This window comes from Actinomadura sp. NTSP31, assembly GCF_041951385.1.
In the GTDB taxonomy this organism is placed as follows: Bacteria; Actinomycetota; Actinomycetes; order Streptosporangiales; family Streptosporangiaceae; genus Spirillospora; species Spirillospora napierensis.
This window is the reverse complement of record NZ_JBGNUT010000018.1, coordinates 15667-35400: the sequence shown is the minus strand read 5'-3', so window position 1 is coordinate 35400 and position 19734 is coordinate 15667. Positions and strand designations below refer to the sequence as shown.

At 70.2% G+C, this 19734-nt stretch carries 23 protein-coding genes; 7 read left to right on the top strand and 16 right to left on the bottom strand.

Annotation, left to right across the window (positions count from 1 at the left end):
* Positions 1–52 precede the first annotated feature (52 nt).
* From ACA514_RS28210 to ACA514_RS28200, 3 genes are all read right to left on the bottom strand, one after another.
* Positions 53–940, bottom strand: coding sequence for a class I SAM-dependent methyltransferase (locus ACA514_RS28210; RefSeq protein WP_375044264.1), 888 nt, complete (start codon positions 938–940; stop codon positions 53–55).
* 116 nt (positions 941–1056) lie between these two features.
* A complete protein-coding gene (locus ACA514_RS28205; protein ID WP_375044263.1) occupies positions 1057–1638 on the bottom strand; it encodes a helix-turn-helix domain-containing protein in 582 nt (193 codons plus the stop codon).
* Between the two features lie 137 nt (positions 1639–1775).
* Positions 1776–2756 (bottom strand): NADP-dependent oxidoreductase, encoded by a 981-nt coding sequence (locus ACA514_RS28200; protein WP_375044262.1) that lies wholly within the window; start codon positions 2754–2756, stop codon positions 1776–1778.
* 112 nt (positions 2757–2868) lie between these two features.
* Here ACA514_RS28200 and ACA514_RS28195 point away from each other — a divergent pair, with 112 nt between their 5' ends.
* Positions 2869–3849 carry a GlxA family transcriptional regulator gene (locus ACA514_RS28195; protein WP_375044261.1) on the top strand — a complete coding sequence of 327 codons (981 nt, stop codon included), beginning with the start codon at positions 2869–2871 and terminating at the stop codon, positions 3847–3849.
* Positions 3850–3853: 4 nt separating this feature from the next.
* Here the strand turns inward: ACA514_RS28195 and ACA514_RS28190 are convergent, their stop codons facing one another.
* Complete coding sequence (locus tag ACA514_RS28190; RefSeq protein WP_375044260.1) at positions 3854–4222, bottom strand: winged helix-turn-helix transcriptional regulator; 369 nt, start codon at positions 4220–4222, stop codon at positions 3854–3856.
* A gap of 154 nt (positions 4223–4376) precedes the next feature.
* On the opposite strand from ACA514_RS28190, the gene ACA514_RS28185 reads away from it, so the two are divergent.
* Positions 4377–5249 carry an enoyl-CoA hydratase/isomerase family protein gene (locus ACA514_RS28185; RefSeq protein WP_375044259.1) on the top strand — a complete coding sequence of 291 codons (873 nt, stop codon included), beginning with the start codon at positions 4377–4379 and terminating at the stop codon, positions 5247–5249.
* A gap of 32 nt (positions 5250–5281) precedes the next feature.
* On the opposite strand, the gene ACA514_RS28180 is transcribed toward ACA514_RS28185, so the two are convergent.
* Positions 5282–6217, bottom strand: coding sequence for an MBL fold metallo-hydrolase (locus ACA514_RS28180; protein ID WP_375044258.1), 936 nt, complete (start codon positions 6215–6217; stop codon positions 5282–5284).
* A gap of 55 nt (positions 6218–6272) precedes the next feature.
* On the bottom strand, positions 6273–6962 hold the full coding sequence (locus ACA514_RS28175; RefSeq protein WP_375044257.1) for a TetR/AcrR family transcriptional regulator: 690 nt from the start codon (positions 6960–6962) through the stop codon (positions 6273–6275).
* Between the two features lie 695 nt (positions 6963–7657).
* On the opposite strand from ACA514_RS28175, the gene ACA514_RS28170 reads away from it, so the two are divergent.
* Together ACA514_RS28170 and ACA514_RS28165 are read left to right on the top strand one after the other, a co-directional pair.
* Complete coding sequence (locus tag ACA514_RS28170; RefSeq protein WP_375044256.1) at positions 7658–7945, top strand: hypothetical protein; 288 nt, start codon at positions 7658–7660, stop codon at positions 7943–7945.
* 249 nt (positions 7946–8194) lie between these two features.
* Positions 8195–8638, top strand: coding sequence for a nuclear transport factor 2 family protein (locus ACA514_RS28165; protein ID WP_375044255.1), 444 nt, complete (start codon positions 8195–8197; stop codon positions 8636–8638).
* A gap of 24 nt (positions 8639–8662) precedes the next feature.
* Here the strand turns inward: ACA514_RS28165 and ACA514_RS28160 are convergent, their stop codons facing one another.
* Positions 8663–8836, bottom strand: a complete 174-nt coding sequence (locus ACA514_RS28160) for a hypothetical protein (protein WP_375044254.1) — start codon at positions 8834–8836, stop codon at positions 8663–8665.
* A 1-nt stretch (position 8837) separates the two neighbouring features.
* Positions 8838–9137, bottom strand: coding sequence for a hypothetical protein (locus ACA514_RS28155; RefSeq protein ID WP_375044253.1), 300 nt, complete (start codon positions 9135–9137; stop codon positions 8838–8840).
* Positions 9138–9414: 277 nt separating this feature from the next.
* On the opposite strand from ACA514_RS28155, the gene ACA514_RS28150 reads away from it, so the two are divergent.
* Entirely contained in the window at positions 9415–10542 is a 1128-nt protein-coding gene (locus ACA514_RS28150; protein WP_375044252.1) for an epoxide hydrolase family protein, read from the top strand.
* A 211-nt stretch (positions 10543–10753) separates the two neighbouring features.
* Positions 10754–11002, top strand: coding sequence for a DUF4873 domain-containing protein (locus tag ACA514_RS28145; RefSeq protein WP_375044251.1), 249 nt, complete (start codon positions 10754–10756; stop codon positions 11000–11002).
* A gap of 23 nt (positions 11003–11025) precedes the next feature.
* Here ACA514_RS28145 and ACA514_RS28140 read toward each other — a convergent pair whose 3' ends face one another.
* The 7 genes from ACA514_RS28140 to ACA514_RS28110 all read right to left on the bottom strand — a co-directional run bounded on the left by ACA514_RS28140 (position 11026) and on the right by ACA514_RS28110 (position 17288).
* Positions 11026–12153: a hypothetical protein gene (locus tag ACA514_RS28140; protein WP_375044250.1), complete on the bottom strand. Its 1128-nt coding sequence runs from the start codon at positions 12151–12153 to the stop codon at positions 11026–11028.
* 158 nt (positions 12154–12311) lie between these two features.
* A complete protein-coding gene (locus ACA514_RS28135) occupies positions 12312–12821 on the bottom strand; it encodes a hypothetical protein (RefSeq protein WP_375044249.1) in 510 nt (169 codons plus the stop codon).
* Positions 12822–12983: 162 nt separating this feature from the next.
* A complete protein-coding gene (msrA, locus tag ACA514_RS28130) occupies positions 12984–13487 on the bottom strand; it encodes a peptide-methionine (S)-S-oxide reductase MsrA (protein ID WP_375044248.1) in 504 nt (167 codons plus the stop codon).
* A 94-nt stretch (positions 13488–13581) separates the two neighbouring features.
* The gene (locus ACA514_RS28125; RefSeq protein ID WP_375044247.1) at positions 13582–14451 is read right to left on the bottom strand and encodes an alpha/beta fold hydrolase; all 870 of its coding nucleotides are present in this window, start codon (positions 14449–14451) and stop codon (positions 13582–13584) included.
* 156 nt (positions 14452–14607) lie between these two features.
* A complete protein-coding gene (locus ACA514_RS28120) occupies positions 14608–15558 on the bottom strand; it encodes an NAD-dependent epimerase/dehydratase family protein (protein WP_375044246.1) in 951 nt (316 codons plus the stop codon).
* Positions 15559–15586: 28 nt separating this feature from the next.
* On the bottom strand, positions 15587–16180 hold the full coding sequence (locus ACA514_RS28115; protein ID WP_375044245.1) for a dihydrofolate reductase family protein: 594 nt from the start codon (positions 16178–16180) through the stop codon (positions 15587–15589).
* 94 nt (positions 16181–16274) lie between these two features.
* Entirely contained in the window at positions 16275–17288 is a 1014-nt protein-coding gene (locus ACA514_RS28110) for a DUF6597 domain-containing transcriptional factor (protein ID WP_375044244.1), read from the bottom strand.
* Between ACA514_RS28110 and ACA514_RS28105 the strand changes: the two genes are divergently transcribed.
* Positions 17281–19161 (top strand): sensor histidine kinase, encoded by a 1881-nt coding sequence (locus tag ACA514_RS28105; RefSeq protein ID WP_375044243.1) that lies wholly within the window; start codon positions 17281–17283, stop codon positions 19159–19161. The two genes, ACA514_RS28110 and ACA514_RS28105, sit on opposite strands and share 8 nt — an antisense overlap.
* Here the strand turns inward: ACA514_RS28105 and ACA514_RS28100 are convergent.
* The gene (locus tag ACA514_RS28100; protein WP_375044242.1) at positions 19084–19689 is read right to left on the bottom strand and encodes a DNA-binding response regulator; all 606 of its coding nucleotides are present in this window, start codon (positions 19687–19689) and stop codon (positions 19084–19086) included. The two genes, ACA514_RS28105 and ACA514_RS28100, sit on opposite strands and share 78 nt — an antisense overlap.
* Positions 19690–19734: the final 45 nt, after the last annotated feature.

The following is a 19734-nucleotide window of genomic DNA, read 5'->3' as shown; positions in this document are numbered from 1 at the left end:
CTGCACGTGGGTGAGCGGGTAGTGGGTGGGGTTGCTCGGTGGTCTACCGCTCTCAGCCTTGTTGCGGGGCGGTGCGGCGGGCTGCCCAGACGGTGCGCTCGGTGCGTACCGTCAGGTCGTCGCGGCGCAGGATGCTGTGCGGGCCGCTGGTGTCGAGGAGCTGGTCTAGCGCGGTGAGGTCCTCGGGGGAGATCCTTTCGGCGATGACGCTGCGGATGCGCTGCAGGACGCCGAGGGCGTAGAGGCCGATCGCCTCGCTACGCGAGCCTTCGATGTTCACGGCGATGGTGCGTTCGCCTTCGACCGTGAAGCCGGCGGCGGTCAGCATCGGGCCCCAGTCGGCGCCGCGGTGGGGCATGTGTTCGGCCTGGAGGCGGTCGGCAGCGGCGTGGACGCGTCCTTCCAGGCCGGGCCGGTCCTTGGGGGCGTTTTCGGGCAGGAAGCGGGGGTGGCCGGCCAGTTCGACGACGGCGAACAGGCCGCCGGGCGCGAGCGCGTCGTGGACGTTGCGCAGTGCGTGGTCGGGGTTGGCCATGTGGTGCATCGAGGCCGACGCCCATACGAGGTCCGGTGAGCCGAGGTCGGGCCAGGCGGCTTCGTCGAGGTCGGCCTGCGCGGTGCGCACACGCTCCTGGACGCCGCGGGCGCACGCCTTGGTGCGCAGGCGCTGTAGGTGTTCGGCGGACGCGTCGACGGCGGTGACGTGCGCGTCGGGGAAGCGGTCGAGGAGGGCGAAGGTGCCCGCGCCCGTGCCGCACCCCAGGTCCACGATGTGGCGTGGGCCGGTATGCAGCGGCAGCCATGCGGTGATGGAGGCGGTGTGTTCGGCGAGGACCTCGGCGTCCAGATCGAGGATGTCCGCCTGGCTGGCGGGTCCCTGACCGTGGTGGTGACCGGACGAAGCGTCGTGATGGGTGGTGTGCGTGTGCGGTTGGTGCATGCTCTTCACGCTAAGACAGCTATGCCGGAACGGCATAAGATCTTCCAGTTTACGCAAGAGGATGGTCGGGGGCGTTGCCCGAGGCGCAAGAGGTCGCCGTTGCGCGGCCTACCCCATCATTCGGGGGCGTCCTGAGCGCCGTCGCGCTGGTGGCTGCGGCGGGCGTCGCGGTCGAAGATGCCCAGGACCTCGCACGGGCCCGAGTCCGCTCCGATGGCGTGCGGCATCATCGTGGGAAACTCGGCCGCCTGGTTGGTCTCGAGACGGATGCGGTTGTGGCCGAGCATGAGGATCGCCGTGCCGGACAGGACGACGAGCCATTCGTGCCCCGGGTGGGCGCGCATGCGCGCCGGGTTCTCGGGGGGCGGTTCGGTCATGCGCTGGCGCACCACGCTCATCCCGGGGTCGGCCTTGACGGTCCAGCGCATCTGACCGCGGGCGCTGTCGATCGTCGGGCTGATGACGACGTCGTCGGTGGCGGTCTCCACGAGCTGATCCAGCGTGGTGTCCAGGGCGCGAGCGAGGGTGACCAGCTGGTCCAGTGCGAGACGGCGCTGGCCGTTCTCGATGCGGCTCAGCGAGGACTGGCTGAGGTGGGCGCGGGTGGCCAACTCCTCCAGTGACCAGCCCTGCGCCACCCGCAACGCGCGGATGCGTTTGCGTACGAGGCCGTCCAGCTCTCCGTCTCCTTGCGTCATGGGCAATACCGTATGCCTCAGAGGCAGGCCGTGACGGTGACGACTCCCCGCCCGGAGCCGGGTCACCGCAAGGGTGAGGCCGGGGTGGGGGTCACGCGGGTGACGACGGTGCTCCTCCGAACTGGTCGCGGGGGTGGTCAGGCGGTCACGGTGAGGACGAGCTTGCCGCGGGTGCGGCCGGCCTCGCCGCGGACGTGGGCCGCGCCGGCCTGGTCGAGCGGGAAGGTCTCCTGCACCTCGACGGCGACGTCACCGGCGTCGATCAGGCGTGCGATCGTGGTCAGCGCGGCACCGTCCGGCTCGACCAGGTACGGAGTGGTGTGCACGCCGGCCGCCGCGGCGGCCCGGGCCAGTTCCGGGGAGACCCCGGCCGGGACGGCGACCAGCAGGCCGCCGGGACGCAGGACCTCGAGCGAGCGGGTGCTGGTCCGGTCGTGCGCGTCGCCCACCAGGTCGATGACGACGTCGACATCGTCGGCGGCGTCCTCGAAGCGGGTGGTGGTGTAGTCGATGGCCTCGTCGGCGCCGAGCTCCTTGAGCCACAGATGGCGGGCGGCACTGGCGGTGGCGACCACGTGGGCGCCCAGGTACCGGGCGAACTGGACCGCGAAGTGGCCCACCCCGCCGGCGGCGGCCGTGATCAGGACGCGTTGCCCGGCCCGCACGCGGGCGGTGTCGACCACGATCTGCCAGGCGGTCAGCGCCGCCAGCGGCACGGCGGCCGCGTGCACGTGGTCGAGGGTGGCCGGCTTGCGGGCCCACTGGCGGGCCGGTGCGGTCACGTATTCGGCGTAGCCGCCGACGGCGCGCGGAAACCAGGGCATGCCGTACACCTCGTCGCCGGGCGCGAGCGTGGTGACGCCGAAGCCGACCTCTTCGACGACGCCGGAGACGTCCCAGCCCAGGATCAGCGGGAACGTCTGCAGTCCCGCCATGCCCTGACCCTCGCGGGTCTTCCAGTCCACCGGGTTGACGCCGGCGGCGTGCACGCGCACCAGCACCTCGGTCGGCAGCGGCTCGGGGCGCGCGACCTCCTCGACGGTCAGCACCTCCGGTCCGCCGAACTCCCTGATGGTGACGGCCCGCATGGTGTGCTCGTTCATGTCGTCCTCGCTCATGTCCGTCTCATTCCTTCTTCGGCCGGGACCGTGGCCCGGCCGAAGAAAGAGTGGCGCGTGCGCGTGGAGGCGGGTGAGTGGCCGGGGAGCCATCTGTCGTACCATTCCGGCCATGCCGCATCGTGTCGTCGTTCTCGCCCTTGACGGAGTCCTGCCGCTGGACCTGGGCATCCCGGCGCGGGTGTTCAACGAGGCCTGCGAACCGGACGGGACCCGCCTGTACTCCGTCAGCACCTGCTCCCTCGGCGGCCGGCCGGTGCGCACGCACGAGGACTACCGGATCGTCGTCGACCACGACGAGTCGGTGCTGGACACCGCGGACACCGTCGTGCTCGCCACTCAGGAGCCCGGCGAGCACCTGCTCGCGACCGGCGTGCTCCCCGAGGAACTCGCCGCTGCGCTGGACCGGATAGGGCCGCGGACCCGGATCGTCAGCCTGTGCACCTCGGCCTTCCTGCTCGCGGCGGCCGGTCTGCTGGACGGTCTGCGGGCCACCACGCACTGGGCGCTGTGCGACGCGATGGCGCGGCTGTTCCCCGGCGTCGAGGTCGATCCGGACGTGCTGTTCGTCGACAACGGGCGCATCCTGACGTCCGCCGGCGGAGCGGCCGGCATCGACCTGTGCCTGCACCTGGTCCGCCTGGACCACGGGGCGGCGGTGGCGTCGGCCGCCGCGCGGCGCTGCGTGGTGGCGCCGTGGCGCGAGGGCGGGCAGGCGCAGTTCATCGAGCACCCGGTCCCGCAGGACACCGGCCGTTCCACATCGGCGACCCGGCAGTGGGCGCTGGACCGGCTGGCCGAGCCGATCACGCTGGAGGACATGGCCCGGCACGCGCACATGAGCGTGCGCACCTTCACCCGGCGGTTCCGGAGCGAGGTGGGCAGCAGCCCGCTGAAGTGGCTGGCGCAGCGGCGGCTGGCGCACGCGCGGACGCTGCTGGAGTCCACCGACCTGACCGTCGCACGGATCGCCACCGCCTGCGGCTTCGGCGACCCCGTCGCCCTGCGCAAGCACTTCCACACGTACCTGGGCCTGTCACCACTGGCCTACCGCCGCGCCCACCACGCACCGGAGCCGGTGACGGCACGGTGACCGATCACCCGCTCATCGAGGACGCGTCGTAGGCGCGCTGTCGCGACTGGATGACGTCCATGTTCCGGACCGTCCATTCGTAGAACTGGCCGAGTGGCTCCTGCAGGGAACGACCCAACGGCGTCAGGGCGTATTCCACTCCGAGCGTTCGCCCGGACAGCACCCGGCGTGTGATCATCCCGCTGCGTTCGAGGCGGCGCAGGTTCTGGGTCAGCACCCGCTGGGTGATGCCTTCGAGACGCCGTTTGATGTCGTTGAACCGGCGCGGTTCGTCGAGCAGCACCGCCAGGATCAGGATCGACCACTTGTTCGCGATCTGGTCGATGATCGCGCGGCTCGGGCAGTCGGTCCGGAAGACGACCTCATCGTTCATGGTGGTATCCCCGAGCATACCTGGGATGGTGAAAGTGCGTAATTGACGCTGCATTTCGGCTCGCCATAGCTTAGGTATACATCAGGAACCTGCGACACTCAACCGCCTGCCTCGACATGCGCGGGCGGGAGTGCGATGCAAGCAAGGAGTGGGCGTGACCGAATATTCTCTGCCGGCGGAGGAGTACTCGACTCTGCGGGTCTCGGTCGACCAGGGGGTCGCGAACGTGGTCATCGACAACCCGCCGGTCAATGTACTCGGCGTCGAACTCATGACCGAGGTGCTGCACTTCCTCAAAACGGTCCGCGACGTCCCTTCGGTAAAGGTCATCATATTCAGCAGTGCCATCCCGGATTTCTTCATCGCCCATGTCGACATGACGCTGGATCCGCAGTCGGCGGCGTTCGCCGAGCTGATGGAGGCTGCGCCGAAAGGTCTCAACGTCTTCCAGTCGGTCTCCGAGGCCGTGCGGAACCAGCCTCAGGTCACCATCGTGAAGCTCGCGGGCATCGCCCGCGGCGGCGGAGCCGAGTTCGTCACGGCGGCCGACATGACCTTCGCGGCGACCGAGACGGCGGGACTCGCCCAGTGCGAAGCACTGATGGGCTTGACCCCCGGTGGCTCCGGCACGCAGTACCTCACGCACCGCCTGGGCCGGAACCGCGCGCTCGAAGTCCTGCTCGGCGCGGACCTCCTCGACGCACCGACCGCTGAACGCTACGGCTGGATCAACCGGGCCCTGCCCGCCGCCGAGATCGACGCCTTCGTCGACCGGGTCTCCCGCAACATCGCGGCACTTCCGGACGGTGTCATCGAGGCCGCCAAGCTGGCCGTACCGCCGAAGGATCTCGCCGAGGGCTTCCTGCGCGAACACGACGCATGGGCGGGCCTGATCGCGCGCCCCGCGGCCGCAAAGCTCATCCAGGGCGGCCTGGAGCGCGGCGCCCAGACGCCTGAAGGCGAACTCCGTCTCGAAGGCCTGCTCCGGGACCTGTGGGAAGACGTGAAGGAGCCGGCGGCAGGCTGACTGAGGTTTCCCCGCGTCCTTGGGCAGCGGCGTCAGGCTGCCCGGGGGAAGGCGGCCCATGCGGTGATGCCGAAGCCATCACCGTCCTTGCGGATCTCGGCGGCTCCGTGCCCCGGCCAGTGGGCGGGGATGACGAGCTCCCGCAGCTCGGCGGCGCGGGAGAGATAGGCGCGGCGGGTCTTGGCCGCGAGCTGGAGGTCGTCGCAGAAGCAGCTGTTCCATCCGGGTTCGAGGACCTGGACGGGGCTGTGCACCATGTCCCCGACGAAGACGGCGCGGTCGGTGCCCGAGCGGAGGGTGAGGACGGACGAACCGGGGGTGTGACCCGGTGCGGCTTCCAGCAGCAGGTTGCCGTCGATGCGGTGGGCGTCCTCCCACAGGACGACCTGTCCGGCTTGGTGGACGGGGGCGATGCTGTCGTTGAACACCAGCTTGCTGCCCTCCCAGCGGATGCGCTCGTGCTCGTCGCGCGGCGGCCGGCTGCGGCGGGGGTTCTCCGGGTCGAAGTAGAGATTGTCGGCGCGCGGGATCAGGTAGGTGGCGTTGGGGAAGGTGGGCAGCCATTGCCCGTCGCGCAGTTCGGTGTTCCAGCCGACGTGGTCGTAATGGATGTGGGTGTTGACGACCACGTCGACGTCCTCGGGCGCGACGCCGGCCTCGCGCAGGCGGGCGAGGTAGCCGGTCTTCAGCCCGGCGAACTGCGGGACCTGCGGGCGCTCCCGGTCGTTGCCGACCCCGGTGTCCACCAGGATCGTTCTTCCCTCGCTGCGCAGGACCCAGGTCTGGATGTGGCAGCGGTAGGCGTCATCGGACGGGGTCCAGAAGTCCGGCGCCAGCCACTCCTGGTTGTCCCGCCAGGTCTTCTCATCGCTGTCGGGGACGATGAAGCGGGCGGTACGGATGGGGCCGGACCACTCGACGACGCGCGTGATCTCGACATCGCCGAGGGAAATCGTGTCTGCGGGCATGACGGTTACTCCGGAGAGAGCCGAGGGTGGATCGGATACAGATGCGGTGAGCGGATCAGGCAGGCCGCCGCGCCGGGCCGGGGGACGCGGGGGCGTAGCGGGCCAGGAAGGTCAGCACGGCTTCCTCGATCACCACCTCCGCGGAGGGCTGACCGGCGACCTCCTCCTCGAAGGCCATGACCCCCGGCCAGACGAGGAACTCCTGGACGAGGCCCATGAACTGGCGCGCGGCGAGGTAGGTGTCCGGGCATCGCAGACGGCCGCTGCTGACCAGGCCGTCGAGGCAGCCGACGAACGCGGCCACGACCGGCCCCTTGCCCACCCGGTAGAAGTCGTCCGCGATCCACGGCAGGCGCCCGGATTCGGCCACCACGAGCCGCGCGAAACGGATCTGGTCGATCTCGGTGGCGAAGCGTTGGAGCGACCGGGCGAAGGCGCGAAGAACCTCCTCGGCGCTCGCGCCGGCGTCGCACTCGACGAGGCCCCGGTCCGGGCCGGCGAACGCCGACCAGTGGTAGCGGACCATCTCCCGGAAGACCGTCTCCTTTGAACCGAAGCGGTTGTAGACGGTCTGCCGTGACACTCCGGCGCGCTCGGCGATCCGCTCCAGGGTGACCCCGTCGTAGCGGTCGGCCAGGAAGAGTTCCTTCGCCGCTGCGAGGATCTTCTCATCGGAGGCCGACCTGCGGCGTCCGGGCTCCTTCCGCCGCGCCGACGGCCCGCCCGCGCTCGACTGTTCGTTCACGGCGCGATGTCCAGGTCGAGCTCCCGGGACAGCTCGTGCCCTATCCGGTTCCCCGTGTGGGTGTTCATGCAGGTCCCCTCCCCGGCCCGAACTTAGACTTTACAGTACAGTCTAACTTTCGGGACGTGCAACCTGCACTGATCGAGAACTCCATCCGGGTGGCGGGGCGGGGGCAGTACAGGTCGACGCCGATCAGCTCGGCGTACTCGGCGTCGACGCCGGCCGGCGGGGGCGACAAATGGGGTGTGGGTGCCCGGCAGCCGTGCCGGGCACCCACAAGGGACAGACAAGTGGATCGGATCCCACTGCCAGATTGAGGATAGTGGCCGATGGCCATTGAGGTGGGGATGAGCGCGCGGGACAAAGCCGCATACTTCGCCGCGATCGGCTAGATGATCAAGCCGGGTCGGTGAAACCGGGTCATATCAACTGCGTCGCCGCTGAGGCTTTTGTCGGCCATTCCCGTTCCTCCAAATGAACCCATCCTTGTCGGCGGAGATACCCCGGTACCGCCCAGCACGGGAACGGCATGATGCGTCCGGACAATTCGATCGGAATCGCCGTCACACCCACTGCTTGGCCACTCTCAGTCACGTCTGCTATACGTATAGCGACCTCACCTGATTCGAGGTGGGGAGGGGACATCCGGTGTCCTCATCGGGGGATCCGGGCGTGACAAGAAGAAAAGGAATCACATGAACTCCTTCAGCTACACCGAGCTGGACAAGCTGGCCGGCGAGGTTCTGCCGGAGCGCGCCGTGCTGTCCACCCTTCTCGTCGGCGGCGGCGACAGCGACAACGACAACCTCAACCTCAACCACGACGGCGGCGGCCACAACGACGGCACCACCGCGGTCGTCCCGAACTGCCAGAGCAACATCAACCACTCGCAGGGCGGGCTCGTGGGCGCGCTGGGCCTCAGCTCCGAGAACCCCACCACGTCCTTCACCTGCGCCGGCAGCTCGGTGGTCTCGGGTCACTGATCCGATTCGACGTGCTCGCGGGCTCCGGCCCGCATGGGAAGGGCCGACGTTCTCTCGTCGGCCCTTCCCCCTTTCACAGAGCGCCCCCCTTTCTTCAATTCCGTCCACCGGTAACACCTGTGCTTGAGCAGCAGATCTTGCTGATGATCCGGCATTACCCCAGGGGTAATCGGCTTGACCTGTCGGCGCTGGCAGGGTTGGTGATCTCTCCGCGTTGACGGGACGCGGCCCGAGGGGAAGAGGTCGGCCATGTCCGTAACCACGCCCGCGAACACCCGCACCGTGGTCGAGGAGCTGCTGCGCAGGATCGGCGAGGGCGAACCCGAGCGCATCGCCGAACTGTACGCCGAGCAGGGAGACTGGAAGCTGGACTGGCCGGAGGCCGAGCACGGCCGCACCGCCACACCCTGGATCCGTCACCGGTCCACCCGGGCCGACGCGGCCGCGCACTACCGGGAGCTCGCCGAACACCACGTCCCGGAACACGCGGCGACCGAGGTCGAGCGCATCCTCATCGACGGAAACGATGCCGTGGTAATCGGTGAGATCCGCCAGACCGCCCGGCCGACCGGACGTGCGTATCGCTCGCGATTCGCCCTGCACCTCACCGTCGAAGGCGGCCTCGTCACACGGCACCACGTCTACGAGGACAGCCTTGCCGTCGCCCAGGCATTCGAGGCCGAGCCTCGTTGAGGGGCCGCTCTGCCCCTTGGAGGATCAGCTCGCCTCGCGCCGCTTCTTCCATTCGGCGACGACGGCCTCGACGTGTTTGCGGATGTCGTCACTGCGGTCCGCGCTGCCGTTGACGTCGCGGCATGCCTGGTCGTACTCGGCCCAAAGGGCGTCGTCGGCGAGGCGGAACTTTCGTTGCGGGCTGCCCGGGGTAGGCATGTCAGCCGCCCAGCTTCACGACCAGTGAACGCAGGTGAGGTGTCGCGGCGTTCTCCTGGCCGCGCTTCACCCACGCCGCGATGTGCTCGCTGACCAGCTCGGCGAAGCTCGCACGCTCGTCGTCGCTGAGCTCTACCGTGGTCGTGGTGCTGGTCCGGCAGTCGTAAGCCCTGAAGAGGATGTCTCCGACCGCCTGTTCGGTCACAGGAGGCTTGCGGTTGTGCTGGGCATGCCAAGCGGCACTGTTGTTGACGACGCCCCAACCGTGCAGGGCCTCGTAGTTGGTGAGTTCGAGCCTCATGGGGCCGGTACCTCTCGCTGCAAGGGTGTGGCCACACCCTGAACACACACCCTACGCAGGTGTGACCGCACCGACCGGCCGGACGACACGCCCATTACCGGCCGCGAACGGCAACCGGTCCTTGAGGCTTCGCGAGGACGGCCACCGGATCGCTGTGCTCTACCTCAGCGCGGGGTACGACTTGGAACGGAATGCTCTGTTCTGGTAAGCTGAGGTCAACACCGAGGGCACGGGACTCGCTGGGCGTTCGATCCACCACTCATCGTCGGAGGCAACCATGGGCAGCACCGAGATCAGGCCGTTCCGCATCGAGATCTCCGAGGACGAGCTGGACGACCTGCGCGACCGGCTCCGGCGCACCCGCTGGTCCGCGGAGATCCCCGGCCAGGGCTGGAGCCGCGGCGTCCCCGTCGACTATCTGAAGGGCCTGGCGGACTACTGGGCCGGCGCGTACGACTGGCGGAAGGCCGAGGCCCGGCTGAACGAGATCCCGCAGTTCCTGACCGGCATCGACGGGCAGGACGTCCACTTCGCCCACGTGCGCTCCGAGAACCCCGACGCCACCCCGCTGCTGCTGATCCACGACTGGCCGGGGTCGTTCGTCCAGTTCGTCGACGTCATCGAGCCGCTCGCGGCCGACTTCCACGTGGTGGTCACCGACACCCCGGGCGTCGGGTTCTCCGGGCCGCTGACCGCACCGGGCTGGGACACCGGCAAGATCGCCGCGGCGTTCGTCGAGCTGATGGCGCGCCTCGGCTACGAACGCTACGGCGTCCAGGGCAACGGAGGCGGCGCCTGGATCGCCGCCGAGATGGGCCGCAAGGCGCCCGACCGCATCATCGGCGTCCACCTCAACGGCCTGATCACCTTCCCCTCCGACGACCCCGCCGACTTCGCCGACCTGACCGAACTGGAGCAGCAGCGCCTCGCCCGGCTGCAGGAGTTCCGCGACGACAAGATGGGCTTCAACCACATCCAGTCCACCCGGCCGCAGACCCTCGCCCACGGCCTGCACGACTCACCCGTCGGGCAACTCGCCTGGATCGTGGAGAAGTTCAAGGAATGGACCGACGCGGCCGCCGACCTGCCCGAGGACGCCGTCGATCGCGACCACCTGCTCACCAACGTCAGCCTCTACTGGTTCACCGGCACCGCCGGTTCCTCGGCCAACCTCTACTACGAGATGGCGCACGACCCCACCGCCTACGCCCCCAAGCCCCGCGGGACCGTCCCCACCGGCGTCATCGCCACCTCCACCACCGACGTCGCCATCCGCCGCTTCGCCGACCGCGACCACAACGTCACCCACTGGACCGAGGTCGAACGCGGCGGCAACTTCCTGTCGCTCGAACAGCCCGCCCTCCTCGTCGAGGACGTGCGCACCTTCTTCCGCGGGCTCGGCTGACACGGCCTGATCGACGCGAAACGGCCCCGGTCACCGACGTTTTCGTGGGTGGCCGGGGCCTTCGTCCAGCCCTCACCTGCGCGGACATGGTCGGCGCGCGGGGCGTCCACAACCGCGGCTCAACCTGCCACGGGACGGAACGTCCGACCTCGACGCTAGGGTGCGTCCTTATGAACACAGTCCAGACCAGCCTCGATGAGAAGATCCGGGCGTGAGCCGGTACCGGGGACCCGCCACCCTGATCAGCAGCGGCGGGGCCGAGGTCGAGGTCTATGTCGACCTGCGCTCCAAGCAGCGGGAGTGGTCGGGGACCGCCACCATCTCCGACTTCGACACCGACGACCCGCACGACCAGACGTTGAGACTTCCCGACGGCCGCGAGGCGCAGGTCACGCTCGGCGGTTCGGAAGCCTGGTCCGACGTCATCACGCTGGTCGGAAGCGGCCCGCCGCCCTTCTGAGCAGCGGGCCTGAACTCAGCTGGTCAGTTCGTGCGGGGTTGCTGCCGGAGCGCACCCGGACCCGGCGGGTGCGGGCGGCCCGCCCGCACGGTGAGGTGGCGGACGAGCTGGACGTCGGTGAGCGCTCCCGTGGACGCGGCGAAGCCGAGCTTGACGGTGTCCGGGACCGGTTCGGGCGCGGGGAATCGGAGCACCTGCCGGAAGCCGCGTCCGTCCTGGAAGTCGATGTCGACCGTCGCCATCGGCTTCGGCGGTGACGTCACCGTGACGCGGACGGTCCTCTTCGCCGGTTCCAGCAATTCTTCGGCCCGTTCGGGCGTCGCGTCGGAAGGCGTCCTCTTCACATCGCCGTGCAGCCGGCCGGGAAGCGTCGACGGCCAGGGGCCCTTGGTCGTCGCGTTCCCGGTCGTGGCGGCGAGCAGGCAGTAGCCGTCGTTCCCGTCGCCAGGGCCCCGGGCGCTCACGACATTGGGTCCCGGAGCGGGCCGGCGGAGAACCGTTCCGGCCGGAGAACCCCGCTCGCAGCCGTTTCCGCGCCTTTCCCCGTCGCCGAAGTAGTCTCCCAGCACGTCGAGTCCGATACCGAGATATCCACCGCTGACGCCCGGGATGAGCCGGCCTTCGGTGCTGCCGTCCGGCAGTTTCTGGGCGTAGCCGAGGCTTCCGCCGAAGGCGCCCGGCGTCGTGAGCCGCGCGGCGCCGTCGGTGAGGAAGAAGGAGATTCCGTCCGCGGGCGCAGGCGTGGTGTTCCCGTACTGCCACTGCTCGAAGGTCACCTCCAGCCCTTCCCCGGCCGGGATCGGCGAGTCGAGCAGCACGGCGCCGGTCTCTTCGACATGGGCATCGGTGAGCTGCAGATACCCGTGCATCGCCGCGTTGCCCGGGGGCACCGGGCCGACCGGATCCCGTCGGCAGCCACCCAGGGGATGGTTCGTGGCCTCCGCCGGGCCCGCTCCGCGGGGCGCGCCCGTCAGGCAGGCCGACCCGTACCCGATGAAACGCGAGCCGGCGGCCGCGCCGGTGAACGGCTCGCTCAGCAGCAGCGATCCCGGCTCCCGGTGCGGCCCCGAGCCGTCCCCGGGCGACGCGGCGGCCGTCGTGGCCACGGCGACCGCGATCGCCGCGACGACGCGAAGCGTCCCATTTCTCATATCGCCGACTCCCCCGCGCGAGTTCCCGCCGCCGTTCGCCACAGCCATATGATCACGAATTCGCCCAGGAAGCCGCATATTGCCTTACTTATGGCGACAGGCAAGTCCGATCATGACGAAAACGCGTGCCATCCCATCGGATGGTCACATATTCGCCTTCAGAGGTTGGCGGCGACGAGGCCCGCGAGGCAGGCGGCGCCCAGCACCGCCGCCGAGCCCGCCGTCAGGTAGCGCAGGATCCGCCCCGGCCGGCGGTCGGTGAGCAGGTAGTTCAGCCCCAGGGGCAGGGGGACGAGCAAGAGCAGGCCCAGGGCGGGCAGGACGAGCGCGGACAGCCGGCCCTTGAGGTCCGCGGGCCGCGCCCGCTCGCCATCGGGCTGGAGCCGGGCCCGGAAGCTCTCGCCTTCGTCCGACTCGGGAGGCAGCCCGACGGTGCGGGCGGCCGTCCCGCGGTCGTCGGGGACGAAGCGTCCGCGGCACTCGGTCTCCGCGTCCTCTCCCGAGCCGTGGTCGACGCAGCTCTCCACCGTCGCCGTGCCGGGCGCGCCGGTGAGACCGAACGCCAGGCGGGCGTCCGAGAGGCCGTAGAGCAGGGGCAGGAGGGCGACGGCGAGCCAGACCGCGATCGTGACGACGGCGCCGGCAGGGCTCGATCTCCGCTGTGACATGAGTGTCCTTCGCGCAAGGGGAGCCCCGGCACCCGCTTTGACGCACGCGGAGACGATCTCGTTCGCTTCCGGTCTCAATCCGCCTTCATGGCGCAGAAGGACGCCCGGCGCATCGCCGGGAACGGCGCACGCCGGCGCCCACGCCGTCCTGCGATGTCAGGTTCAGGCGGTCCGCTTGGGCAGCTTCCACCCGGGGCGGGGGAAGTGGCACGTGTAGCCGTTCGGGTACTTCTGCAGGTAGTCCTGGTGCTCCGGCTCGGCTTCCCAGAAGTCGCCGGCGGCGGTCACCTCGGTGACGACCTTGCCCGGCCACAGGCCGGAGGCGTCGACGTCGGCGATGGTGTCCTCGGCGACCTTCCGCTGCTCGTCCGAGGTGTAGAAGATCGCGGAGCGGTAGCTGATGCCGATGTCGTTGCCCTGCCGGTCCACGGTCGTGGGGTCGTGGATCTGGAAGAAGAACTCCAGCAGCGCCCGGAAGTCGGTCTGGTCGGGGTCGTACACGACCTCGATGGTCTCGGCGTGGGACCCGTGGTTCCGGTAGGTGGCGTTGGGCACGTCGCCACCGCTGTAGCCGACCCGCGTGGAGACCACTCCGGGCTGCCTGCGGAACAGCTCTTCCATTCCCCAGAAACAGCCGCCCGCGAGCAGCGCCCTCTCGGTTGCCATGTTCTCCCCCTCGTGTCCTACGTCCTTCACTACAGCGGGCGGCGCGGCGGCGTTATTCCGTCCTCCGATCCGTGGGCCCACGCCGCCCTCCCGGTCACTTGGCGCCCGAGGCGACGCGCGAGGCGACGCTCTGGATGGCCTGGACGGCGATGGCCGGCTGGTCGACGTAGATGTAGTGCTGGCTGTTCGCGGCGGTGCTCAGCTTGCTGTTGCTGGAGATCGCGAGCCACTTGCGCTGCCCTGCCGCCCAGTCGCGCTCCAGGCGCGGCCCGACTCCGGGAACGGCCGCGAGGTACTTCTTCCCATGCTCGATCACCTCTACCGGAATGTTCCCGGCGGAGCGGACCTTCCCGTCGGTGATGACGAGCTTCTCCGGGTTGTTGCCCGCGTTGACCGCCAGCGTCTGCGCGCGCAGCTGGGCCGCCGGGCCGGTCGCGGACGCGGGGATCGCCTTCGTGAGGTCGGCGACCGAGGTCGGGGACGTCGCGTCCATCAGGACCAGGCCCTTGACCTTGTCCTGGTGGTCGGGGGCGTACCGGGCGGCGATCAGCCCGCCGAGCGAGTGGGCGGCCAGGACGACCGGACGTCCGCCGGTGACCCGGCCGAGCACCGCGGTCAGGACCTTCCCCGCGCTGGTGAAGTCCTGCGGCCCCGCCGGCTTGTCGCTCTTCCCCTCGCCCGGCCGGTCGTAGAGGCAGACCCAGTTGTTCTCGCTCAGGGTCTTCTGGAGGGCGGCCATCTTGTCCATCCCGTCGCCCAGGCCGGGCATCAGGACGATGACCGGCTTGCCGTCCATCGCGTCGCCCGTGCAGGACACGTTCACCGGCTGCCCCGCGGCATCGATCTTCTTGGTCCCCGCGAGCAGGCCCTCGTGGAAGGTGCCGGAGTCGTCGTCGTCGCAGCCGGTGAGTCCCGCGCCCGCCATCGCGAAGCAGGCGGCGATCACAGCGGTCTTCTTGAGCATGCGAATCACGATGTCCTCCAGTGCGGAATTCGCGCCGGCCCGGAATGGCCCGGCCACATGGAGAACGCTATGGATTCGACCCCCGGGGCATCATCACCGCACGGTGGACATTCACGGGTAGCTCGGACGGGGGACGGCCCACACGGCCGAGCCCCATTACGCGGTGTGTTTTCTCAACCAGTCGACGTAGTCCGGTACGGCCCGTTCGACGTCGTACTCCGGCTGGAAGCCGGTGTCCTCTTGGAGCCGGGTGATGTCGAGGTAGTTGTCCGGGGGGCGGTCGGGATTACGGCCCTCGGGAAGGGTGATGTTCGCGCCCGGAACGGCGGCGTTGATCGCGGTGACCACCTCGCCGTACCGCACGAGGCGTCCGGACGAGACGTTGTAGACGCGGTGGTTCAGCCGGTCGGTGAGCATGAGCAGCGCGATGGCCCGGCCGCAGTCCTTCACGTAGCAGAGGTCCGTGGCGTCGTCGGCGTACGCGGGCGGACGGGGCGGGGTGAGGTCGGGGTCCTCGCCCAGGACCGCCGCGCTGAGCAGGCGCGGAAGCGCGAAGAAGGGCGAGTCGGGCAGGCCGAGGGGTCCCCAGATGGTGCCGATCCGCAGGCTCACCGTCTCGAACCCGGCGCTGTCGCCGGTCAGCGCGGTGAACAGCTCCGCGGTCTTCTTGAAGGCATGGATCTGGTGCGGCGCCACCGCCGGCAGCGGGGCGTCCTCGCGCCACGGGACCTCGTCCACTCCCGCGTACACGCCGATGGAGCTGGCGACGGAGAACCGCCGCACGCCCCATTCCCGCGCCGCCTTCAGCGCGTTGAGCAGGGCGAGGGTTTCGGCGCGGAGGTACTCGACCGGGTCGGGCAGGTCGTACCGGCCCGCGGCGAGGTGGACGATGCCGGTGATCTCGTGCCGCTTCCCGATGGCGAGGAACGCGGCCTCGTCCGTGGTGTCCAGCGGCTCGACGACGACCCGGCCGTCGGGCTCGCCGGCGAGGTGGTCCGGCACCCGGGTGGACCGGTGCGCGGTGAGGACGACCGATTCGCCCAGGTCGAGCAGTGCCCGTGCGGTGTGCGACCCGATGGAGCCCAGGCCGCCGGTGACGAGGATCATTCGTGCTTCCTTTTGCGTGTCGGGCCGGTCAGTGCTTGACGGTGTAGTGCAGGTGCAGGACGCGGTCGCCCTGGACCACCGCGTCCGGGTCGTCGAGGAGGACGGTTCCGGTGTGGCCGCCGAAGAACCGCACTCCTTCGCCGAGGACGACCGGGGCGACGTCCATCGCCACCTCGTCGACGAGTCCCGCCGAGAACGCCTGCCCGCCGACGTCGCCCGCGCACACGCAGACCAGGCCGTCCCCGGCGAGTTCCTTGGCGAGCGTGATGGCGGCCTCGACGGAGTCGGCCGTGTGGAAGGGCGCGTCGGGGAACCTGGCGAGCCATTCCTCGGGCAGCGGCCGGTGGGTGACGACGACGAGTTCCTCGCCGGCGGCGGGCACGCCCGACCAGCCGTCGGTGGTGTCGAACAGGTGGCGGCCGATCACCGTGACCTTGACGGCGTCCCAGAAGGGCTGGACGTAATCCGCGGAGGCGCGGCCGACGTTGAACTGCCATTCGTCGTTGGCGCGGACCGTCACGTCGCCGTTGCCGTACCAGTCGAACAGCGGCCCGACCGTGTCGTCGGGATAGGCGATGTAACCGTCCACCGAGACCACGGCCTGCATGATGACTCTGGCCATTTCCATAGCTCCTTGGCTCATCCGGAAGTCGGGACGCGCACGTGCTGCGGCCGCACGAGGACCACCTCGCGGGCCTCGCCCGACGGATACGACGCTAGGCGGGGATCAGCCGCCGCTCTTGTACAGAACGGCCATACCCCGGCCGGAGCATCGGGACGTAGGACGCGGCGTGATCGTGCCCGCAACCGCACGCGGCGCCCGTCTGCGAGAGAAGGACGCCGGGCGTCACGCCGACGAGCCGGCGGCACTCGCGGCCGAGGTGCGCCTGGTCGGTGTAGCCCGTCTCGACCGCCCACCGCGCGAGGTCGACGCCCAGGGCGTCCTGCTGGTCGATCGACGCCTGCACGCGGGCGATGAAGCCCTGCAGGCGCAGGATGCGGTGCAGTTCCTTCGCGCCGACGCCGACCGCGGCCCGGCATCGGCGCCGCAACTGGCGCTCGGAGATGGACAGCAGCGCGGGCAGCGCGGCCGGCGTTCCGCCGTGCCACGGCATGAGGTGCCGGACGGCATCGCCCACCAGCGGGTCGTGCGCGGGGGCGGATCGCGCGACGAACGACTGGAGATGACCGAGCGCGGCCCGCGGTGTCGCGGCGTCCCCGAGCAGATCCGTCAGGCGGCTCGAACCGCGCCAGATGTCGGTACAGGCGACGTCCTCGTCGACCAGTTCGTCGGCCGGCATTCCGGCGAGGCCGCCGAGCACACCCGGCCGCAGGCGCACTCCGACGACCGTGCCTCCCGCCGGGATGTCCTTGTACATCGCCGTGGTCAGGGGTCCGAGCAATCGCGGCGTCTCACCGAGTACGCACCGCAGTTCGGCTCCACCGTGTGGCACGTGCCGCTGCGCTAGGGGCCGGTCCCCGACCTGCTGGATCCATACCAGCGACGCCACCGCCGCGAGTGCCGGCGTCGGCGCTCGCTCCACGTAGGACGATTCTCCGGCCACCCGGCCATCCTGCCGAAAGACCGAGGTCGTCGCATACCCATTCCAACCGGACGGACCGGGCACGCTCCCCGTCCGGGCGGTTTTCCAGCCGAACCTCTCTCTCGATGTTTCCGGTCGTCTATACGATGCGCGGGATTCCCTATTTTCGGGGGCCTGTATGGACATCGCGTCTCCGGTGGCGGCGGTTCGCTGGGCTCGCCTTGTCGCGGTGGGGGTGAGCTGCGGGTTCGCCTTCGGCGGGTATGTCGGGATCGTCAACGCGGAGCCGGGAGGCGAACCGGCGGCGTTCGCCCTGCTCACCCTGCTGCTGCTCCTTCACCTGCGGAACTGCATCCGCTGGTCGGACGACGTGCGGGTGCGGGGCTGGCCGTGGACGCTGGCCGCCCAGGCGGCCCTCACGGCCGCCGGCATGGTCTGGTACCCGACCACCTGGTACGGGAACTCCGGGTTCCTGGCGGCGGCGTTCCTGCTGCTCATCCGGCGGCGGTGGGCGGCATGGGGCGGGTTCGCGGCGGTGGTCGCGGCGCAGTTCGCCGCCGCGCTGCCGGTCCGGCCGACGGTCGCGGAGGCGGCCTACCTGGCGATCGGGCACACGGCGTTCGTCGGGATCGCGCTGTACGGGGTCGCGCGGCTGGCCGACCTGGTCAGCGACCTGCGGCGGACCAGGGACGGGCTCGCGCTGGCCGAGGTGTCGCGCGAACGGCTGGTGTTCGCGCAGCAACTGAACGAACGGGTGGGCGTGAGCCTCCGGCGGGTCATCCGGGACGGGGAGGCCGGGGCGGCGCCGGCGGTCCGGCGGCGGCTGGACGTGGCGCGGGCGGCGCTGAACGAGACACGGTCGGTGGCGCACGGGTACGGGCGCGAGCACCTCGCGGGCGCGCCGGTGGCGGACGACCTGACGTCCACGTCGGTGGCGGTCCTCGGGGCCGCGACGATCTGCCTCATGATCGTGCCGGTCGAGCTGCGGCGGTTCCTGCAAGTGGACATGAGCGCCGTGGAGACGGCGGTGTTCTTCGCGGCGCTCATCACGTTCGTCCTGCTGTTCCTCCGTGCTTGCGCCCCGTCCAGCCGTCCGTGGTGGACGCTGCTCATCGTCGTGCCCGCGCTGGCTCCGCTGTTCGTCTTCGATCTGGCGCTGTGGCACGTGGTCTACTTCCTGCCGGGCGTCGTGCTGGTCGTGGTGCGCGGGTGGGCGCGGTGGGTCGCGGCGGTCCCGTTGATCTGCCTGGATCCGCTGCTCATGATCTGGGACGCGCAGCTCGGCGACCCGACCGCGCTGGGGATGGCCTACGAGGTCGTGTGGTCCGGCGAGCGGACGCTGGTCGTGTGCGGTTTGGTCCGCATGGGCGAGCTGACCGTGCGCTTCAGGGAGGCGCGGGCGGAGCTGGCCCGGGCGGCGGTGGCCCGGGAGCGGCTCCGGTTCGCGACCGATCTGCACGATCTGCTCGGTCTGGGCCTGTCGGTGCTCGTGCTCAAGAGCGAGCTGGCGCTGCGGCTGCTGGACAGGGACCCCGACCGGGCCCGCGCCGAGCTGTCCGAGGGGCTGGCGGCGGCTCGCCGGGCCCTGTCGGACATGGAGGCCGTCGTGGCCGGGCGCGGCGAGATCGCGCTGGCGGCCGAGGCCGAGTCCACCCGCGCGGCGCTCTCGGCCGCCGGCATCGAGGTGTCCGGGTCGGTCCAGCGGGTGCCGCTGCCCGCGGAGACCGACGCGCTCCTCGCCACCGTCCTGCGCGAAGGCGTCACCAATGTGCTGCGGCACAGCGAGGCCGGCCGCTGTGAACTGGTCGTCGAGGTGGTCGGGCGGAGCGTCCGGTTGCGCCTGGTCAACGACGGTGCCCCGGGTCGGCCCGCCGCCTCGGGCCAGGGGCTGAAGAACCTGGCGCGAAGGGTGCGGGAGCAGGGCGGGACGCTGACCGCCGGCAGGGACGGCGACGGCTTCCGGCTGGCGGCGGAGGTGCCGCTACAGCCAGCCCTGGTCGGTCGCGATGCGGATCGCGTCGATGCGGTTCCTGGCGTCCAGCTTCATGACGGCCGATGACAGGTAGTTGCGGACGGTGCCCCGGCTCAGCGCGAGGGACCGGGCGATGTCGTCGGCCTCCGCGCCGGTCGCCGACAACCGGAGCACGTCGGCCTCGCGTGCGGTGAGCGGGTTGTCCGCCCGTTCGAGCTCGGCGAGGGCGAGCTGGGGGTCGACCACCCGTTCGCCCGCGACGGCCTTGCGGATCGCGTCGATGAGGTCGTCGGCCGGCGCGTGCTTGAGAAGGAACGCCGAGATCCCGGCGGCCAGGCCGCGGCGCAGGTATCCGGGTTTGCCCAGACCGGTCAGGACGACCGTCCGGCAGTCCGGGAGCTTCGCGCGGAGTTCGGCGGCGGCGTCCAGGCCGTCCATGCCGGGCAGGTCGATGTCGAGCACCGCCACGTCGGGACGGGTCCGCTCGGCCGTGGCGACGATCTGGTCGCCGCGCTCCACCAGGGCCACCACCTCGATGTCGTCCTCCAGTCCGAGGACGGTGGCCAACGTCTCCCGCAGGATGCGGACGTCCTCGGCGACCATCACACGGATCATGTGATTCCTTCACATCGAAGTGCTGAACAGGGCCACTACCGGCGA